Source organism: Escherichia sp. E13S3 (assembly GCF_004212325.1).
Lineage (GTDB): Bacteria > Pseudomonadota > Gammaproteobacteria > Enterobacterales > Enterobacteriaceae > Escherichia.
Genome location: NZ_RHJR01000007.1, coordinates 357302 through 374130, shown reverse-complemented (window position 1 = coordinate 374130; position 16829 = coordinate 357302). Strand labels below are relative to the sequence as shown.

The window sequence follows — 16829 nt, the reverse complement described above, 5'->3', positions numbered from 1 at the left end:
CTACCTTAATTGTTATAGGGTTAAGCATTGAATACTGGTACGCGCGGCGGCCTGCGGATCGACTCTGGCGACGTTTGCCAGCAGTGGAAATAGCCCCCGTGAATCGCGGTAATATTCAAATTCGGTCGGTAAGAGAATGCGTTTGCCGTCGTCGTTTAACTCGCGGTATTTCAACCAACGATGAATATCAAACTGGCTGGCGCGCGACAGCCATCCACCGGAACCAACGACTTTGCGCACGGTGGTCAGGTCGCGTCCCATCTGTAAATCGACATTGCCGACGCAGGTGCAGACCTCTTTTTTGGTGCCGGCATGACGTTCAGTGGCGTAACCTACGCACAGTCCGGCCAGCACAGTATCGAAATATTTTTCTTCTGCGTTAGTGGGTAAATGGTCGGGATGTGCAACCAAATGACGGAGATAATGATAAAAAGCGTCCTGCTGCGTGGGGTGCTGAGAAAAGATCACATTAACTAAGTCTTTTGCGCTTTCACCAACCGCCATTGCTGAGACGCGCATTCCCAGATCGCCTTCAACGGTCCGTTTTACGAAGGGTTCCGGTACGCCGTGTAAAACGGTGTCGGGTGAGAGATTATTGGCACAGGCAGAATACATATCTGTAGTTGCGCCGCCCATGTCGATCAGCATGAACTCTTTCCAACTGCTATCGACATTACTGATTGCCTTAACCAGTTCAAAAACTGTCCACGGCGTTGGCATCGGCTCTTCGCCCGTTTCATCAACAATGACATCCAGCCCTTTTCCTTTAACAATGCGTTTGAGGAAAATGTCGCAGATGGCCTGTCGCGCGGCGAAAGGGGAGGGATTTTCAAGGTCAGGCAGGACGTTATCGACGATAGTCAGATCTTTATGCCCGAGGATGTCCTGTATATTGTCCTGAATGTCCCTGTTTCCGGCATAAATAATGGCGCACTCGAGTTTTGATTCCGCCAGCACACGGGCGTTATTTAGCCCGTAACTCTCTTCTCCGCCGTCGGTGCCGCCCGTGAACAAGAGGATATCGGGGGGTGACTCTTCCAGCGCCTGAATATCACGGCGGTTCAACTTGTAGGAGTAATGCTGCGCTATTTTAGCGCCAGCAGAGTGAGCGGTTACTTTCGCGGATTCCAGGGTAATAGAAGGCACTAATCCCATTGCGGCAACCGCCAGTCCACCTTTGGCTGAAGAGGAGTACTTCAATGCGACTTCGCCGTTTTTTAACAGGGGGAGGGCGTTATCGATGTTTAACACCTGATTCAGGCTTGAGAAAAAACCATCGGCCAGATGATGCGTGGTGGTTGGGGTCAGAACGTGGTTAACCAGCGTTAACGCGTCCCCCTCCCGGGTAAAGAGGGCAGCTTTGGTCCACGTCGATCCAATATCGACAGAGACGATTTGCATCAGATGGCCTCTTCGAAAATACGTGTTTCAACACCATGACGCTGGTTGATATCGTTGGACATCAGCTGGCAGACATCTTCTAAGTCATGGCTGGGGGCGAAGACGCGGTCAAAACCCATCTCTTTGAATTTGATTTGCACGTCAGCGAAGTCATGTTTACCCACCACCAGGTTACCGCCTACATAGAGCAGAATGTCGCCCAGCCCACGTTCGATGCAGCGTTCACGCATACCCAGACAGTCGATATCCCCATGCCCATAGATAGAGGAAACCACTATCGCGTCAGCGCCAGTTTCAATGGCAGCATCAATATATTCATCCTGGCTGACCATTACGCCCAGGTTTATGACTCTGAAGTCATGAGAAGTAAAAACGCGATCCAGAACTTTATTGCCAACTGCATGGCAGTCGGCACCAATAACGCCAAGCACTAGTGTTGCTTTCTTCATGGGTAATCCTTTGTAAGACAGAGAGTAAAATAAGTTACACACGTCGTATTTATGGCCGTTTCTGTGGCACATGATTAATAACACTGGAGTGTCTGTGTCCTGTCGTCAGGTTGCAATTGATCTATTTTCAAAATATCTTTCGAAAAATGCTTGTTTATGTGGTTAGTTTAAATATGACGTTTATTTCAATAGGTTACGTATATGGTTGTTATTGATTTTAATTTTTCAAATTATATTGATTTAATGTGTTGATATATTTGTGATCAACATCTGATTTGCATTTTTTTTAAGAGGGGCTGGTTATAAAAGTAGTTCATAAAGTTTTGTGCGCATTATTAATGCAATTTACTGCCGTCTTAACATGAAATTGTAACAGTAATGTTTAAAGTAACAAATGGTTAATAACTCATTTGGGGTTGTACTATTCATTGGACCTAATTAATCACTTCTACTCAAATGATTATTCTTGAGCAGTGGAACGTATTACTTAGAGTGGGCGGGTGTTCAATAACGTCCAGATATAATACCGTTTCATTGTCTCGTCTTGCTGCTGGGGTAATAAAGATAATTTACATATACCAACGCAGGATAAACTTAGTTATTGAATCTCATGTTGTTTGATGTTGGCTCACTGAGCCGTTCATTGAATATAAAAAGGGGAAAAATACTTATATCAGATGCAATTTAGCTTAAAAGCTCTCTTTCCCCTCCTCCTGCATTCTACAAATCCATCCTTCAACGTGATTATTAGCAAAGCAACAATAACATTCCGGGGTAAAGATGGGTGCTCATAAAGACAACAATCAATTAACTTTGATAAAAATATGTTATGTAAAATGACAACAAATTGGCTAATCTACTCAATTAGTCTTATAAAAAGTGGGTAAGGCGGTTCTGTTAAATAAAATACTGGTTTTTTATCTATGCATTTCCATAGTGGTAATTTTACTGCGCTATTTGGTTACAATAAATTAACAATAAAATTACCAATGATCTATAGATTATACATGATTAACATATCTGGTTGATTTTGATATAAATCAATTTTTAATTCTTGAAAAAAATCTGCAAAACGCGATAAATTGTCGTAGATCAAATTGGTGGGATAGTGACAATTTCACTATAAATTGATCACTGTCGAAAAATGCAAATTTGCTCAATAAAAACCTGTTTATTGTAAGGATTTTGCGGCGTAATATAATTACGGGATCAATTTGGTTTATTCATTAACATATTTGTAACTTTTTTATCATTGTCTTTCCTCTTTTGATGAAATGGCAACGATAGGGGCGAGCAAATAATTTTGTATTGGGGCATGCGTGTGACCCTTTCTAACGGGGTTCACTCTCGGAGTCTTCATGCGATGAGCAAGGAGTCATGATGTTAGATATAGTCGAACTGTCGCGCTTACAGTTTGCCTTGACCGCGATGTACCACTTCCTTTTTGTGCCGCTGACGCTCGGTATGGCGTTCCTGCTGGCCATTATGGAAACGGTCTACGTCCTTTCCGGCAAACAGATTTATAAAGATATGACCAAGTTCTGGGGCAAGTTGTTTGGTATCAACTTTGCTCTGGGTGTGGCAACCGGTCTGACCATGGAGTTCCAGTTCGGGACTAACTGGTCTTACTATTCCCACTATGTAGGGGATATCTTCGGTGCTCCGCTGGCAATCGAAGGTCTGATGGCCTTCTTCCTCGAATCCACCTTTGTAGGTCTGTTCTTCTTCGGTTGGGATCGTCTGGGTAAAGTTCAGCATATGTGTGTCACCTGGCTGGTGGCGCTCGGTTCAAACCTGTCCGCACTGTGGATTCTGGTTGCGAACGGCTGGATGCAAAACCCAATCGCGTCCGATTTCAATTTCGAAACCATGCGTATGGAGATGGTGAGCTTTTCCGAACTGGTGCTTAACCCGGTTGCTCAGGTGAAATTCGTTCACACTGTAGCCTCTGGTTATGTGACTGGCGCGATGTTCATCCTCGGTATCAGCGCATGGTATATGCTGAAAGGTCGTGACTTCGCCTTCGCTAAACGCTCCTTTGCTATCGCTGCAAGCTTCGGTATGGCTGCCGTTCTGTCTGTTATTGTTCTGGGTGATGAATCCGGTTACGAAATGGGCGACGTGCAGAAAACCAAACTGGCTGCAATTGAAGCCGAGTGGGAAACGCAACCTGCGCCTGCTGCCTTTACTCTGTTCGGTATTCCTGATCAGGATGAGCAGACGAACAAATTTGCGATCCAGATCCCTTACGCGCTGGGCATCATTGCAACGCGTTCCGTGGATACGCCAGTGATCGGCCTGAAAGAGCTGATGGTTCAGCATGAAGAACGCATCCGTAACGGGATGAAAGCGTACTCTCTGCTCGAACAACTGCGTTCTGGTTCTACCGACCAGGCGGTTCGTGACCAGTTCAATAGTATGAAGAAAGACCTCGGTTACGGTCTGCTGCTGAAACGCTATACGCCAAACGTGGCGGATGCGACTGAAGCTCAGATTCAACAGGCAACCAAAGACTCCATTCCGCGTGTAGCGCCGCTGTACTTCGCGTTCCGTATCATGGTGGCGTGTGGCTTCCTGCTGCTGGCAATCATCGCGCTCTCCTTCTGGAGTGTCATCCGCAACCGCATTGGCGAGAAAAAATGGCTGCTGCGCGCCGCGCTGTACGGTATTCCGCTGCCGTGGATTGCTGTAGAAGCGGGCTGGTTCGTGGCTGAATATGGCCGCCAACCGTGGGCTATCGGTGAAGTGCTGCCGACAGCTGTGGCGAACTCGTCACTGACCGCAGGCGATCTCATCTTCTCGATGGTGCTGATTTGCGGCCTGTATACCCTGTTCCTGGTGGCAGAATTGTTCTTAATGTTCAAGTTTGCACGCCTCGGCCCAAGCAGCCTGAAAACCGGTCGCTATCACTTTGAGCAGTCCTCCACGACTACTCAGCCGGCACGCTAAGACAGGAGTCGTCAAATGATCGATTATGAAGTATTGCGTTTTATCTGGTGGCTGCTGGTTGGCATTCTGCTGATTGGTTTTGCAGTCACTGACGGTTTCGACATGGGGGTGGGCATGCTCACCCGTTTCCTCGGTCGTAACGACACCGAGCGTCGAATTATGATTAACTCCATCGCACCACACTGGGACGGTAACCAGGTATGGCTGATCACCGCAGGCGGCGCACTGTTTGCTGCCTGGCCGATGGTCTATGCCGCTGCGTTTTCTGGCTTCTATGTGGCGATGATCCTCGTGCTGGCGTCTTTGTTCTTCCGTCCGGTCGGTTTTGATTACCGCTCCAAGATTGAAGAAACCCGCTGGCGTAACATGTGGGACTGGGGCATCTTCATTGGTAGCTTCGTTCCGCCGCTGGTGATTGGTGTGGCGTTCGGTAACCTGTTGCAGGGCGTACCGTTTAACGTTGATGAATATCTGCGTCTGTACTACACCGGTAACTTCTTCCAGCTGCTTAACCCGTTCGGCCTGCTGGCAGGTGTGGTGAGCGTAGGGATGATCATTACCCAGGGCGCAACCTACCTGCAAATGCGTACCGTGGGCGAGCTGCACCTGCGTACCCGTGCAACGGCTCAGGTGGCGGCTCTGGTGACACTGGTCTGCTTCGCACTGGCTGGCGTATGGGTGATGTACGGTATCGATGGTTATGTCGTGAAATCGACAATGGACCATTACGCTGCCTCTAACCCGCTGAATAAAGAAGTGGTTCGTGAAGCTGGCGCATGGTTGGTGAACTTCAACAACACGCCGATTCTGTGGGCTATTCCGGCGCTGGGTGTGGTTCTGCCACTGCTGACCATTCTGACTGCACGTATGGATAAAGCCGCGTGGGCGTTTGTGTTCTCCTCCCTGACGCTGGCCTGCATCATCCTGACTGCCGGTATTGCAATGTTCCCGTTTGTGATGCCGTCCAGCACCATGATGAATGCAAGTCTGACAATGTGGGATGCAACTTCCAGCCAGCTGACGCTTAACGTCATGACCTGGGTTGCGGTGGTTCTGGTTCCGATCATTCTGCTCTACACCACCTGGTGTTACTGGAAAATGTTCGGACGTATCACCAAAGAAGATATTGAACGTAACACCCACTCTCTGTACTAAGTAAGGAGCTAAAAATGTGGTATTTCGCATGGATTTTGGGAACGCTTCTTGCCTGTTCGTTTGGGGTAATCACCGCGCTGGCGCTTGAGCACGTCGAATCAGGTAAAGCCGGTCAAGAAGACAGCTGATGAGTAAGGTTATCGCAACTTTGTATGCGGTAATGGACAAGCGCCCCCTGCGGGCGCTTTCCTTCGTGATGGCGCTTCTGTTAGCAGGATGTATGTTTTGGGACCCATCACGTTTTGCCGCGAAGACCAGTGAACTGGAAATCTGGCATGGTTTATTGCTGATGTGGGCCGTCTGTGCTGGCGTAATTCACGGCGTGGGTTTTCGTCCGCAGAAGGTTCTTTGGCAAGGGATTTTTTGCCCACTGCTTGCCGATATCGTTCTCATTGTCGGGCTGATTTTCTTCTTCTTTTAAATCAGAATTCTCTTTAAAAATTTATGGACCTTCAACAGTCCATAAATTTTTACGCTCCCTTAACTTGCCCTCATTCCCAAACCTCAATCGCGCGCGTATAGTAGCAGCGTTTAAAAGTTCTAATTTTTGTTGCATTACCGGGATGTAAAGTGAATACAACGCTGTTTCGATGGCCGGTTCGCGTCTACTATGAAGATACCGATGCCGGTGGTGTGGTGTACCACGCCAGTTACATCGCTTTTTATGAAAGAGCACGCACAGAGATGCTGCGTCATCATCACTTCAGTCAACAGGCGCTGATGGCTGAACGCGTTGCCTTCGTGGTGCGTAAGATGACGGTGGAATATTACGCGCCTGCGCGGCTCGACGATATGCTCGAAATACAGACTGAAATAACATCAATGCGTGGCACCTCTTTGGTTTTCACGCAACGTATTGTCAACGCTGAGAATACTCTGCTGAATGAAGCCGAGGTTCTGATTGTTTGCGTTGACCCACTCAAAATGAAGCCTCGTGCGCTTCCCAAGTCTATTGTCGCGGAGTTTAAGCAGTGACTGACATGAATATCCTTGATTTGTTCCTGAAGGCGAGCCTTCTGGTTAAACTTATCATGTTGATTTTGATTGGTTTTTCAATCGCATCCTGGGCCATTATTATCCAGCGGACCCGTATTCTTAACGCCGCGGCTCGCGAAGCCGAAGCGTTTGAGGATAAATTCTGGTCTGGAATCGAACTTTCTCGCCTCTATCAGGAGAGCCAGGGAAAACGAGATAATCTCTCGGGGTCGGAACAAATCTTTTACAGTGGGTTCAAAGAATTTGTGCGCCTGCATCGTGCTAACAGCCATGCACCGGAAGCCGTAGTGGAAGGCGCGTCGCGCGCGATGCGTATTTCCATGAACCGTGAGCTGGAAAATCTGGAAACGCACATTCCGTTTCTCGGCACTGTGGGTTCCATCAGCCCGTATATCGGTCTGTTCGGTACAGTCTGGGGGATCATGCATGCCTTTATCGCTCTCGGCGCGGTGAAGCAGGCAACATTGCAAATGGTTGCGCCCGGTATCGCAGAAGCGTTGATTGCTACAGCAATCGGTCTGTTCGCCGCTATTCCGGCGGTTATGGCCTACAACCGCCTCAACCAGCGCGTAAACAAACTGGAACTGAATTACGACAACTTTATGGAAGAGTTTACCGCGATTCTGCACCGCCAGGCGTTTACCGTTAGCGAGAGCAACAAGGGGTAAGCCATGGCCAGAGCGCGTGGACGAGGTCGTCGCGATCTCAAGTCCGAAATCAACATTGTACCGTTGCTGGACGTACTGCTGGTGCTGTTGCTGATCTTTATGGCGACAGCGCCCATCATCACCCAGAGCGTGGAGGTCGATCTGCCAGACGCTACTGAATCACAGGCGGTGAGCAGTAACGATAATCCGCCTGTGATTGTTGAAGTGTCTGGTATTGGTCAGTACACCGTGGTGGTTGAGAAAGATCGTCTGGAGCGTTTACCACCAGAGCAGGTGGTGGCGGAAGTATCCAGCCGTTTCAAGGCCAACCCGAAAACGGTCTTTCTGATCGGTGGCGCAAAAGATGTGCCTTACGATGAAATAATTAAAGCGCTGAACTTGTTACACAGTGCGGGTGTGAAATCGGTTGGTTTAATGACGCAGCCTATTTAAGCATCTGCGTTTCCCTTGCTTTAAGAGAGCGGGTAACAGGCGAACAGTTTTTGGGAACCGAGAGTGTCAAAGGCAACCGAACAAAACGACAAGCTCAAACGGGCGATAATTATTTCAGCAGTGCTGCATGTCATCTTATTTGCAGCGCTGATCTGGAGTTCGTTCGATGAGAACATAGAAGCTTCAGCCGGAGGCGGCGGTGGTGCGTCCATCGACGCTGTAATGGTTGATTCAGGTGCGGTAGTTGAGCAGTACAAACGCATGCAAAGCCAGGAATCAAGCGCGAAGCGTTCTGAAGAGCAGCGCAAGATGAAGGAACAGCAGGCTGCTGAAGAACTGCGTGAGAAACAAGCGGCTGAACAGGAACGCCTGAAGCAGCTTGAGAAAGAACGGTTAGCTGCTCAGGAACAGAAGAAACAGGCTGAAGAAGCCGCTAAACAGGCCGAGTTAAAGCAGAAGCAAGCGGAAGAGGCAGCAGCGAAAGCGGCGGCAGATGCTAAAGCGAAGGTTGAAGCGGAAGCCAAAGCTGCCGAAGAAGCAGCGAAGAAAGCGGCTGCGGACGCGAAGAAAAAAGCAGAAGCAGAAGCCGCCAAAGCCGCAGCCGAAGCGCAGAAAAAAGCCGAGGCCGAAGCCGCCAAAGCTGCAGCGGCGCTGAAGAAGAAAGCGGAAGCGGCAGAAGCTGCTGCAGCTGAAGCAAGAAAGAAAGCGGCAACTGAAGCTGCTGAAAAAGCGAAGGCAGACGCTGAGCAGAAAGCGGCTGCTGAAAAGGCGGCTGCAGATAAGAAAGCCGCCGCTGAAAAAGCCGCAGCCGACAAAAAAGCAGCAGAAAAAGCGGCTGCTGAAAAGGCAGCAGCTGATAAGAAAGCAGCTGCAGAAAAAGCCGCCGCAGACAAAAAAGCCGCAGCGGCAAAAGCAGCAGCAGAAAAAGCAGCAGCTGAAAAAGCGGCTGCAGCAAAAGCTGCCGCGGAGGCAGATGATATTTTCGGTGAGCTAAGCTCTGGTAAGAATGCACCGAAAACGGGGGGAGGGGCGAAAGGGAACAATGCTTCGCCTGCCGGGAGTGGTAATACTAAAAACAATGGCGCATCAGGCGCAGATATCAATAACTATGCCGGGCAGATTAAATCTGCTATCGAAAGTAAGTTCTATGATGCATCGTCCTATGCAGGTAAAACCTGTACGCTGCGCATAAAACTGGCACCGGATGGCATGTTACTGGATATCAAACCTGAAGGTGGCGATCCCGCTCTTTGTCAGGCTGCGTTGGCAGCAGCTAAACTTGCGAAGATCCCGAAACCACCAAGCCAGGCAGTATATGAAGTGTTCAAGAACGCACCATTGGACTTCAAACCGTAATCGCGATGTTGGTCGTCACGGCGATCAACATCAGACATCGGTTGTCGCAGGGTTCTGGTAGTTTTGTGTATTTGAGTTTGTTAACATTCTGCTAAATTATCGTGGGCTATCTGTCCAGATAAGGGAGATATGATGAAGCAGGCATTACGAGTAGCATTTGGTTTTCTCATACTGTGGGCGTCAGTTCTGCATGCTGAAGTCCGCATTGTGATCGACAGTGGTGTAGATTCCGGTCGTCCTATTGGTGTCGTTCCATTCCAGTGGGCGGGTCCAGGTGCGGCACCTGAAGATATTGGCGGCATCGTTGCTGCTGACTTGCGTAACAGCGGTAAATTTAATCCGTTAGATCGCGCTCGTCTGCCTCAACAGCCAGGTAGCGCGCAGGAAGTTCAACCTGCTGCATGGTCTGCGCTGGGCATTGACGCTGTCGTTGTAGGTCAGGTCACTCCGAATCCGGACGGTTCTTACAATGTTGCTTATCAGCTGGTTGATACCGGCGGTGCACCGGGTACTGTGCTTGCTCAGAACTCATACAAAGTAAACAAACAATGGCTGCGTTACGCTGGCCATACCGCCAGTGATGAAGTGTTTGAAAAACTGACCGGCATTAAAGGTGCGTTCCGTACCCGTATTGCCTATGTTGTTCAGACCAATGGTGGCCAGTTCCCGTATGAGTTGCGCGTGTCTGACTATGATGGCTACAACCAGTTTGTGGTTCACCGTTCTCCGCAGCCGCTGATGTCTCCGGCGTGGTCACCGGACGGTTCTAAACTGGCATATGTTACCTTCGAAAGCGGTCGTTCCGCGCTGGTAATCCAGACGCTGGCTAACGGTGCAGTGCGTCAGGTTGCTTCCTTCCCGCGTCACAACGGTGCGCCTGCCTTCTCGCCAGACGGCAGCAAACTGGCTTTTGCGCTGTCGAAAACTGGTAGCCTGAATCTGTACGTAATGGATTTAGCCTCTGGTCAAATCCGTCAGGTGACAGATGGTCGCAGCAACAACACTGAACCGACCTGGTTCCCGGACAGTCAAAACCTGGCCTTCACCTCTGACCAGGCCGGTCGTCCGCAGGTTTATAAAGTGAATATCAATGGCGGTGCGCCGCAACGTATTACCTGGGAAGGTTCGCAGAACCAGGATGCGGATGTCAGCAGCGACGGTAAATTTATGGTAATGGTTAGCTCCAATGGTGGGCAGCAGCACATTGCCAAACAAGATCTGGTAACGGGAGGCGTACAAGTTCTGTCCTCAACGTTCCTGGATGAAACGCCAAGTCTGGCACCTAACGGCACTATGGTAATCTACAGCTCTTCTCAGGGGATGGGATCCGTGCTGAATTTGGTTTCTACAGATGGGCGTTTCAAAGCGCGTCTTCCGGCAACTGATGGACAGGTCAAATTCCCTGCCTGGTCGCCGTATCTGTGATAATAATTAATTGAATAGTAAAGGAATCATTGAAATGCAACTGAACAAAGTGCTGAAAGGGCTGATGATTGCTCTGCCTGTTATGGCAATTGCGGCATGTTCTTCCAACAAGAACGCCAGCAATGACGGCAGCGAAGGCATGCTGGGTGCCGGCACTGGTATGGATGCGAACGGCGGCAACGGCAACATGTCTTCCGAAGAGCAGGCTCGTCTGCAAATGCAACAGCTGCAGCAGAATAACATCGTTTACTTCGATCTGGACAAATACGATATCCGTTCTGACTTCGCTCAAATGCTGGATGCACACGCAAACTTCCTGCGTAGCAACCCGTCTTACAAAGTCACCGTAGAAGGTCACGCGGACGAACGTGGTACTCCGGAATACAACATCTCCCTGGGTGAACGTCGTGCGAACGCCGTTAAGATGTACCTGCAGGGTAAAGGCGTTTCTGCAGACCAGATCTCCATCGTTTCTTACGGTAAAGAAAAACCTGCAGTACTGGGTCATGACGAAGCGGCATACTCCAAAAACCGTCGTGCGGTACTGGTTTACTAAGAGAATTGCATGAGCAGTAACTTCAGACATCAACTATTGAGTCTGTCGTTACTGGTTGGTATAGCGGCCCCCTGGGCCGCTTTTGCTCAGGCACCAATCAGTAGTGTCGGCTCAGGCTCGGTCGAAGACCGCGTCACTCAACTTGAGCGTATTTCTAATGCTCACAGCCAGCTTTTAACCCAACTCCAGCAACAACTCTCTGATAATCAGTCCGATATTGATTCCCTGCGTGGTCAAATTCAGGAAAATCAGTATCAACTGAATCAGGTCGTGGAGCGGCAGAAGCAGATCTTGTTGCAGATCGATAGCCTTAGCAGCGGTGGTCCAGCGGCACAATCAGCCAGCGGCGATCAAAGCGGGGCGGCGGCGGCAACGACGCCAACAGCTGATGCAGGTACTGCGAATGCTGGCGCGCCGGTGAAAAGCGGCGATGCAAATACTGATTACAATGCAGCTATTGCGCTGGTACAGGATAAATCCCGCCAGGATGACGCGATGGTGGCATTTCAGAATTTCATCAAAAATTATCCTGATTCAACTTACCTGCCCAACGCCAATTATTGGCTGGGTCAGTTAAACTACAACAAGGGTAAGAAAGATGATGCGGCGTACTATTTTGCTTCGGTAGTGAAAAACTATCCGAAGTCACCGAAGGCTGCAGATGCGATGTTTAAAGTTGGCGTCATCATGCAGGACAAAGGTGACACTGCGAAAGCAAAAGCCGTGTACCAGCAGGTTATCAGTAAATACCCTGGTACTGATGGTGCTAAACAGGCCCAAAAACGTCTGAACGCCATGTAATGCATAACACGCGACCAGAAGTCGCATTATTTCTGGTCGTGTCGTGCGATTCATAAGCAGTTGAGTGATCTACATCGAAATTTTTGTTGCGCTCAAGTCTGAAATCAGTAATATATGCCGCCGTTGCCACGGGATATCAAACAAACCGAAAGCAACGAAAAAGTGGGTCGTTAGCTCAGTTGGTAGAGCAGTTGACTTTTAATCAATTGGTCGCAGGTTCGAATCCTGCACGACCCACCACTAACATAGTTAGTTGTAGTATCCAGCGTAGTATCGGGTGATTAGCTCAGCTGGGAGAGCACCTCCCTTACAAGGAGGGGGTCGGCGGTTCGATCCCGTCATCACCCACCACCGGGTCGTTAGCTCAGTTGGTAGAGCAGTTGACTTTTAATCAATTGGTCGCAGGTTCGAATCCTGCACGACCCACCACTAATTGCGGTGTGTTTGGTGGAAGCAGTTTGTAGTATCCAGCGCAGTATCGGGTGATTAGCTCAGCTGGGAGAGCACCTCCCTTACAAGGAGGGGGTCGGCGGTTCGATCCCGTCATCACCCACCACTCGGGTCGTTAGCTCAGTTGGTAGAGCAGTTGACTTTTAATCAATTGGTCGCAGGTTCGAATCCTGCACGACCCACCAATCTTAAAGATTGGATTCGAGTAAAAATCATTCAGGTAACACCCATATGGGTCGTTAGCTCAGTTGGTAGAGCAGTTGACTTTTAATCAATTGGTCGCAGGTTCGAATCCTGCACGACCCACCATCCTGAATGATTAAAGCAGCATAATCCCGCAAGGGGTCGTTAGCTCAGTTGGTAGAGCAGTTGACTTTTAATCAATTGGTCGCAGGTTCGAATCCTGCACGACCCACCAATGTAAAAAAGCGCCCTAAAGGCGCTTTTTTGCTATTCAGGCATCCCTCAATTTCAATTCTTGACCCTGATGACATACTCCGCGCTTGCTGCGTAAACAACTCTACGTCGGAGGAATAAGACGCAAAGTATGGCATTCGGCATCTCATACGTAATTCGAGTGACTTTTCCCCACCACTCGACTATCTTGTTTAGCATATAAAACAAATTACGCCGATAATAGCGAATATCACGCTTATGTCGGTTTTAACGTTAAGCCTGTAAAACGAGATGGCCAAATGAGCGTGATGTTTGATCCTGAAACGGCGATTTATCCTTTCCCCCCGAAGCCAACGCCGTTAAGCATTGATGAAAAAGCGTATTATCGCGAGAAAATAAAACGTCTGCTGAAAGAACGTAATGCGGTGATGGTCGCCCACTACTATACCGATACCGAAATTCAACAGCTGGCTGAAGAAACCGGTGGCTGTATCTCTGATTCTCTGGAAATGGCCCGCTTCGGTGCTAAGCATCCCGCTTCTACGCTGTTAGTTGCTGGGGTGAGATTTATGGGGGAAACTGCCAAAATTCTCAGCCCGGAAAAAACAATTCTGATGCCAACACTTCAGGCTGAATGTTCACTGGATCTCGGATGTCCGATTGAAGAATTCAACGCATTTTGCGATGCCCATCCCGATCGTACTGTCGTTGTCTACGCCAACACTTCGGCTGCGGTAAAAGCGCGTGCAGATTGGGTGGTAACTTCAAGCATTGCCGTCGAACTCATTGATCATCTGGATAGCTTGGGTGAAAAAATCATCTGGGCACCAGACAAACATCTGGGGCGTTACGTGCAAAAACAGACAGGTGCAGACATCTTATGCTGGCAAGGTGCCTGTATAGTTCATGACGAGTTTAAGACTCAGGCGTTAACCCGCTTACAAAAACAGCACCCTGATGCTGCCATACTGGTTCATCCGGAGTCACCACAAGCTATTGTCGATATGGCCGATGCGGTCGGTTCCACAAGTCAGTTGATTAACGCTGCAAAAACATTGCCGCATCAGCAACTGATTGTGGCGACTGACCGGGGCATTTTCTACAAAATGCAGCAGGCAGTGCCAGATAAAAAATTGCTGGAAGCGCCAACCGCAGGCGAGGGCGCTACCTGTCGAAGTTGCGCTCATTGTCCGTGGATGGCAATGAATGGCCTTCAGGCCATCGCAGAGGCGCTGGAACAGGGAGGAAGCAATCACGAGGTTCATGTTGACGAAAATCTGCGAGAGAGGGCGCTGGTGCCGCTCAACCGCATGCTGGATTTTGCGGCTACACTACGTGGATAACTGACAATAAGGCGTCACGCTACGCATTGGGGGAAAGATGGATTTTTTTAGCACACAGAACATTCTGGTTCATATACCGATCGGTGCTGGCGGTTACGATCTCTCATGGATCGAAGCGGTGGGGACGATCGCTGGGTTACTGTGTATTGGCCTTGCCAGTCTGGAGAAGATCAGCAACTACTTTTTTGGCCTGATCAACGTTACCCTGTTTGGCATTATTTTCTTTCAGATTCAGCTGTATGCCAGCCTGCTGTTACAGGTGTTTTTCTTTGCCGCTAACATTTATGGCTGGTATGCCTGGTCGCGACAAACCAGTCAACATGAAGCTGAGTTAAAAATTCGCTGGTTGCCATTGCCGAAGGCGCTAAGCTGGTTGGCGGTTTGCGTTGTTTCGATTGGTCTGATGACGGTATTTATCAATCCGGTGTTTGCATTTTTGACCCGCGTGGCAGTCACGATTATGCAAGCATTGGGTTTGCAGGTAGTGATGCCAGAATTGCAACCGGACGCCTTCCCATTCTGGGACTCCTGCATGATGGTACTCTCCATCGTGGCAATGATTCTGATGACGCGTAAATACGTCGAAAACTGGTTATTGTGGGTCATCATTAACGTGATTAGCGTGGTGATTTTCGCCTTGCAGGGCGTCTATGCCATGTCGCTGGAGTATCTGATCCTGACCTTTATTGCCCTCAACGGTAGCCGGATGTGGATCAACAGCGCACGCGAAAGAGGTTCACGCGCGCTGTCCCATTAATGGTGATGATGTGAATGGCCAGACACCCCTTCATTCAGGTGGCAGTCTGGCCCATGACAAGGTTGATATTCCATCTGGATGGTGGCGTGCTCAATCTGATAGTGATCCATCAGATAGTGTTGGATCTGATCTAACAAGGCATCGTGATCGTGTGGCGGGATCACCTGCACATGCAGCGTCATCACCGGCTTCTCGCCTATCATCCATACATGTACATGATGCACATTGCGGACTTCCGGGATTTCCCGACACATACGGCGCTTCAGTTCAGCGATATCCAGCGATACCGGTGCACCTTCAAGTAATTCATTCACGCTGTCTTTAAGCAAACGCCACGCACTTCGTAACACCAGCACAGAAACCAGAATGGAGAGAATCGGGTCCGCAGGTGTCCAGCCGGTCCAGATAATAATCAACGCGGCGACGATAGCGCCAACGGAACCCAGCAGGTCCCCAAGCACATGCAGTGCCGCTGCTCGCACGTTGAGGTTTTTCTCTTCATTACCGTGATGAAGTAGCCAGAAAGAAAGTATATTTGCCAGCAATCCCGCCACGGCAATCGCCATCATCATACCGCCTTCAACCGGACGCGGCGTGCGAAAACGTTCTATCGCCTCCCAGACAATCAAAATCGTAATCACCACCAGGGCGATGGCATTCACAAACGCCGCGAGCGTGGTCAATCTTAGCCAACCGAAAGTGTGGCGAATGGTGGGAGGACGACGTGAAAATTGCACTGCGAGTAGGGCGAAAAGCAGGGCGGCAGTATCGGTCAACATATGTCCGGCATCAGCCAGCAATGCCAGAGAACCGGAAAGAAAACCGCCAATGACTTCTACCAGCATAAACCCGGCAGTTACACCGAAAGCATACAACAAGCGACGAGCATTATTATCTTCTGGAAGGTGTGGGGAAGTGTGTGAGTGTGAGTGCGCCATGACGAGTCATCCCTTAATTATTCTCACTTAACTTTATGACATCATACTGCTTTTAGAGGGGAAAAATTAAAAAGGAGAGCCTCCGCTCTCCCATTATCAGCCATATATCCTGGCTTACTGCGTAGTACCGTCGGTTTTGGTATCGACATCATTGTTGATGCCATCACCGGTTTGTACCTTTTTATTGATGTCCGGGCAGCGACCGTCTTTGCACATGGTATTTTTGTGCTCTTCGTCTTTGGTCATGCCGTCATTGTTCATGGATGAACCATTCGGGTGCAGCATAGTCCCGCCCGAGTTGGTATTTACCCCGTTATTGTCGACGTTATTTGGCGCGACATTTTCACGGGCGTCCGGGGCAACCTGGCCCGCATCAGCTGCGGCGTTTGCCTGGCCGTTATTGGTTTGCGCTCCACTATCGGCAGCCAGTGCGGCACCGCTGGCAAGGCTTAGAGTGGCAGTCAGAAATAGTGTGGCCAGTTTTGTCATTTTCATAGGATGCTCCTGTTATGGTCGTTATGTCGGATAACCTCTTCCAACAGTGCATTTGCAGGTGAATATCAGGCAATGGTTTAAGATTTCAGCCAGGCAAAGAAATCCAGCAGAGAATCTTGAAATAATTAATAAACAAAGAAGTTACAGTTAGAAATTGTAGGAGAGATCTCGTTTTTCGCGACAATATGGCGTATTTCTTGCCGATTCCAGGATTATTCCGTCCATAGTGTAAAACCCCGTTTACACATTCTGACGGAAGATA

At 49.3% G+C, this 16829-nt stretch carries 17 protein-coding genes and 7 tRNA genes; 20 read left to right on the top strand and 4 right to left on the bottom strand.

Going from position 1 to position 16829, the window contains the following annotated elements:
* Positions 1-12: 12 nt before the first annotated feature.
* Both glmL and glmS read right to left on the bottom strand, forming a co-directional pair.
* Positions 13-1401, bottom strand: coding sequence for a methylaspartate mutase accessory protein GlmL (gene glmL, locus D9597_RS09785; protein ID WP_130222231.1), 1389 nt, complete (start codon positions 1399-1401; stop codon positions 13-15).
* The gene (gene glmS, locus D9597_RS09780; protein WP_130222230.1) at positions 1401-1850 is read right to left on the bottom strand and encodes a methylaspartate mutase subunit S; all 450 of its coding nucleotides are present in this window, start codon (positions 1848-1850) and stop codon (positions 1401-1403) included. Before glmS ends, glmL begins: the two co-directional genes overlap by 1 nt.
* Positions 1851-3230: 1380 nt before the next feature.
* On the opposite strand from glmS, the gene cydA reads away from it, so the two are divergent.
* The 20 genes from cydA to pnuC all read left to right on the top strand — a co-directional run bounded on the left by cydA (position 3231) and on the right by pnuC (position 15134).
* Complete coding sequence (gene cydA / locus D9597_RS09775) at positions 3231-4799, top strand: cytochrome ubiquinol oxidase subunit I (protein ID WP_010331061.1); 1569 nt, start codon at positions 3231-3233, stop codon at positions 4797-4799.
* A 15-nt stretch (positions 4800-4814) separates the two neighbouring features.
* Positions 4815-5954 (top strand): cytochrome d ubiquinol oxidase subunit II, encoded by a 1140-nt coding sequence (gene cydB, locus D9597_RS09770; protein ID WP_130222229.1) that lies wholly within the window; start codon positions 4815-4817, stop codon positions 5952-5954.
* Positions 5955-5968: 14 nt separating this feature from the next.
* The gene (gene cydX / locus D9597_RS09765; RefSeq protein ID WP_000270283.1) at positions 5969-6082 is read left to right on the top strand and encodes a cytochrome bd-I oxidase subunit CydX; all 114 of its coding nucleotides are present in this window, start codon (positions 5969-5971) and stop codon (positions 6080-6082) included.
* Positions 6082-6375 (top strand): cyd operon protein YbgE, encoded by a 294-nt coding sequence (ybgE, locus tag D9597_RS09760; protein WP_063096546.1) that lies wholly within the window; start codon positions 6082-6084, stop codon positions 6373-6375. The genes cydX and ybgE overlap by 1 nt, the downstream gene beginning before the upstream one ends.
* A gap of 149 nt (positions 6376-6524) precedes the next feature.
* The gene (gene ybgC / locus D9597_RS09755; protein ID WP_001098372.1) at positions 6525-6929 is read left to right on the top strand and encodes a tol-pal system-associated acyl-CoA thioesterase; all 405 of its coding nucleotides are present in this window, start codon (positions 6525-6527) and stop codon (positions 6927-6929) included.
* On the top strand, positions 6926-7618 hold the full coding sequence (gene tolQ, locus D9597_RS09750; RefSeq protein WP_000131310.1) for a Tol-Pal system protein TolQ: 693 nt from the start codon (positions 6926-6928) through the stop codon (positions 7616-7618). Before ybgC ends, tolQ begins: the two co-directional genes overlap by 4 nt.
* A 3-nt stretch (positions 7619-7621) precedes the next feature.
* Positions 7622-8050, top strand: coding sequence for a colicin uptake protein TolR (gene tolR / locus D9597_RS09745; RefSeq protein ID WP_000090097.1), 429 nt, complete (start codon positions 7622-7624; stop codon positions 8048-8050).
* Positions 8051-8113: 63 nt separating this feature from the next.
* Positions 8114-9406 (top strand): cell envelope integrity protein TolA, encoded by a 1293-nt coding sequence (gene tolA, locus D9597_RS09740; RefSeq protein WP_130222228.1) that lies wholly within the window; start codon positions 8114-8116, stop codon positions 9404-9406.
* Positions 9407-9538: 132 nt separating this feature from the next.
* A complete protein-coding gene (gene tolB, locus D9597_RS09735) occupies positions 9539-10831 on the top strand; it encodes a Tol-Pal system beta propeller repeat protein TolB (protein ID WP_010352214.1) in 1293 nt (430 codons plus the stop codon).
* 34 nt (positions 10832-10865) lie between these two features.
* On the top strand, positions 10866-11387 hold the full coding sequence (pal, locus tag D9597_RS09730; protein WP_001295306.1) for a peptidoglycan-associated lipoprotein Pal: 522 nt from the start codon (positions 10866-10868) through the stop codon (positions 11385-11387).
* Between the two features lie 9 nt (positions 11388-11396).
* Positions 11397-12188 (top strand): cell division protein CpoB, encoded by a 792-nt coding sequence (cpoB, locus tag D9597_RS09725; RefSeq protein ID WP_130222227.1) that lies wholly within the window; start codon positions 11397-11399, stop codon positions 12186-12188.
* Between the two features lie 164 nt (positions 12189-12352).
* Positions 12353-12428 (top strand) — tRNA-Lys (locus D9597_RS09720).
* 35 nt (positions 12429-12463) lie between these two features.
* Positions 12464-12539: transfer RNA gene (locus D9597_RS09715), tRNA-Val, on the top strand.
* A 2-nt stretch (positions 12540-12541) separates the two neighbouring features.
* Positions 12542-12617, top strand: a tRNA-Lys gene (locus tag D9597_RS09710).
* A 51-nt stretch (positions 12618-12668) separates the two neighbouring features.
* Positions 12669-12744 (top strand) — tRNA-Val (locus tag D9597_RS09705).
* A 3-nt stretch (positions 12745-12747) separates the two neighbouring features.
* Positions 12748-12823 (top strand) — tRNA-Lys (locus D9597_RS09700).
* Between the two features lie 48 nt (positions 12824-12871).
* Positions 12872-12947, top strand: a tRNA-Lys gene (locus D9597_RS09695).
* A 33-nt stretch (positions 12948-12980) separates the two neighbouring features.
* Positions 12981-13056: transfer RNA gene (locus D9597_RS09690), tRNA-Lys, on the top strand.
* Between the two features lie 277 nt (positions 13057-13333).
* Positions 13334-14377 (top strand): quinolinate synthase NadA, encoded by a 1044-nt coding sequence (gene nadA / locus D9597_RS09685; protein ID WP_130222226.1) that lies wholly within the window; start codon positions 13334-13336, stop codon positions 14375-14377.
* Positions 14378-14414: 37 nt separating this feature from the next.
* The gene (gene pnuC, locus D9597_RS09680; protein WP_130209912.1) at positions 14415-15134 is read left to right on the top strand and encodes a nicotinamide riboside transporter PnuC; all 720 of its coding nucleotides are present in this window, start codon (positions 14415-14417) and stop codon (positions 15132-15134) included.
* On the opposite strand, the gene zitB is transcribed toward pnuC, so the two are convergent.
* Entirely contained in the window at positions 15131-16072 is a 942-nt protein-coding gene (zitB, locus tag D9597_RS09675) for a CDF family zinc transporter ZitB (RefSeq protein WP_130222225.1), read from the bottom strand. The two genes, pnuC and zitB, sit on opposite strands and share 4 nt — an antisense overlap.
* Positions 16073-16186: 114 nt before the next feature.
* Positions 16187-16567 (bottom strand): YbgS-like family protein, encoded by a 381-nt coding sequence (locus tag D9597_RS09670; protein WP_064530615.1) that lies wholly within the window; start codon positions 16565-16567, stop codon positions 16187-16189.
* Positions 16568-16829: the final 262 nt, after the last annotated feature.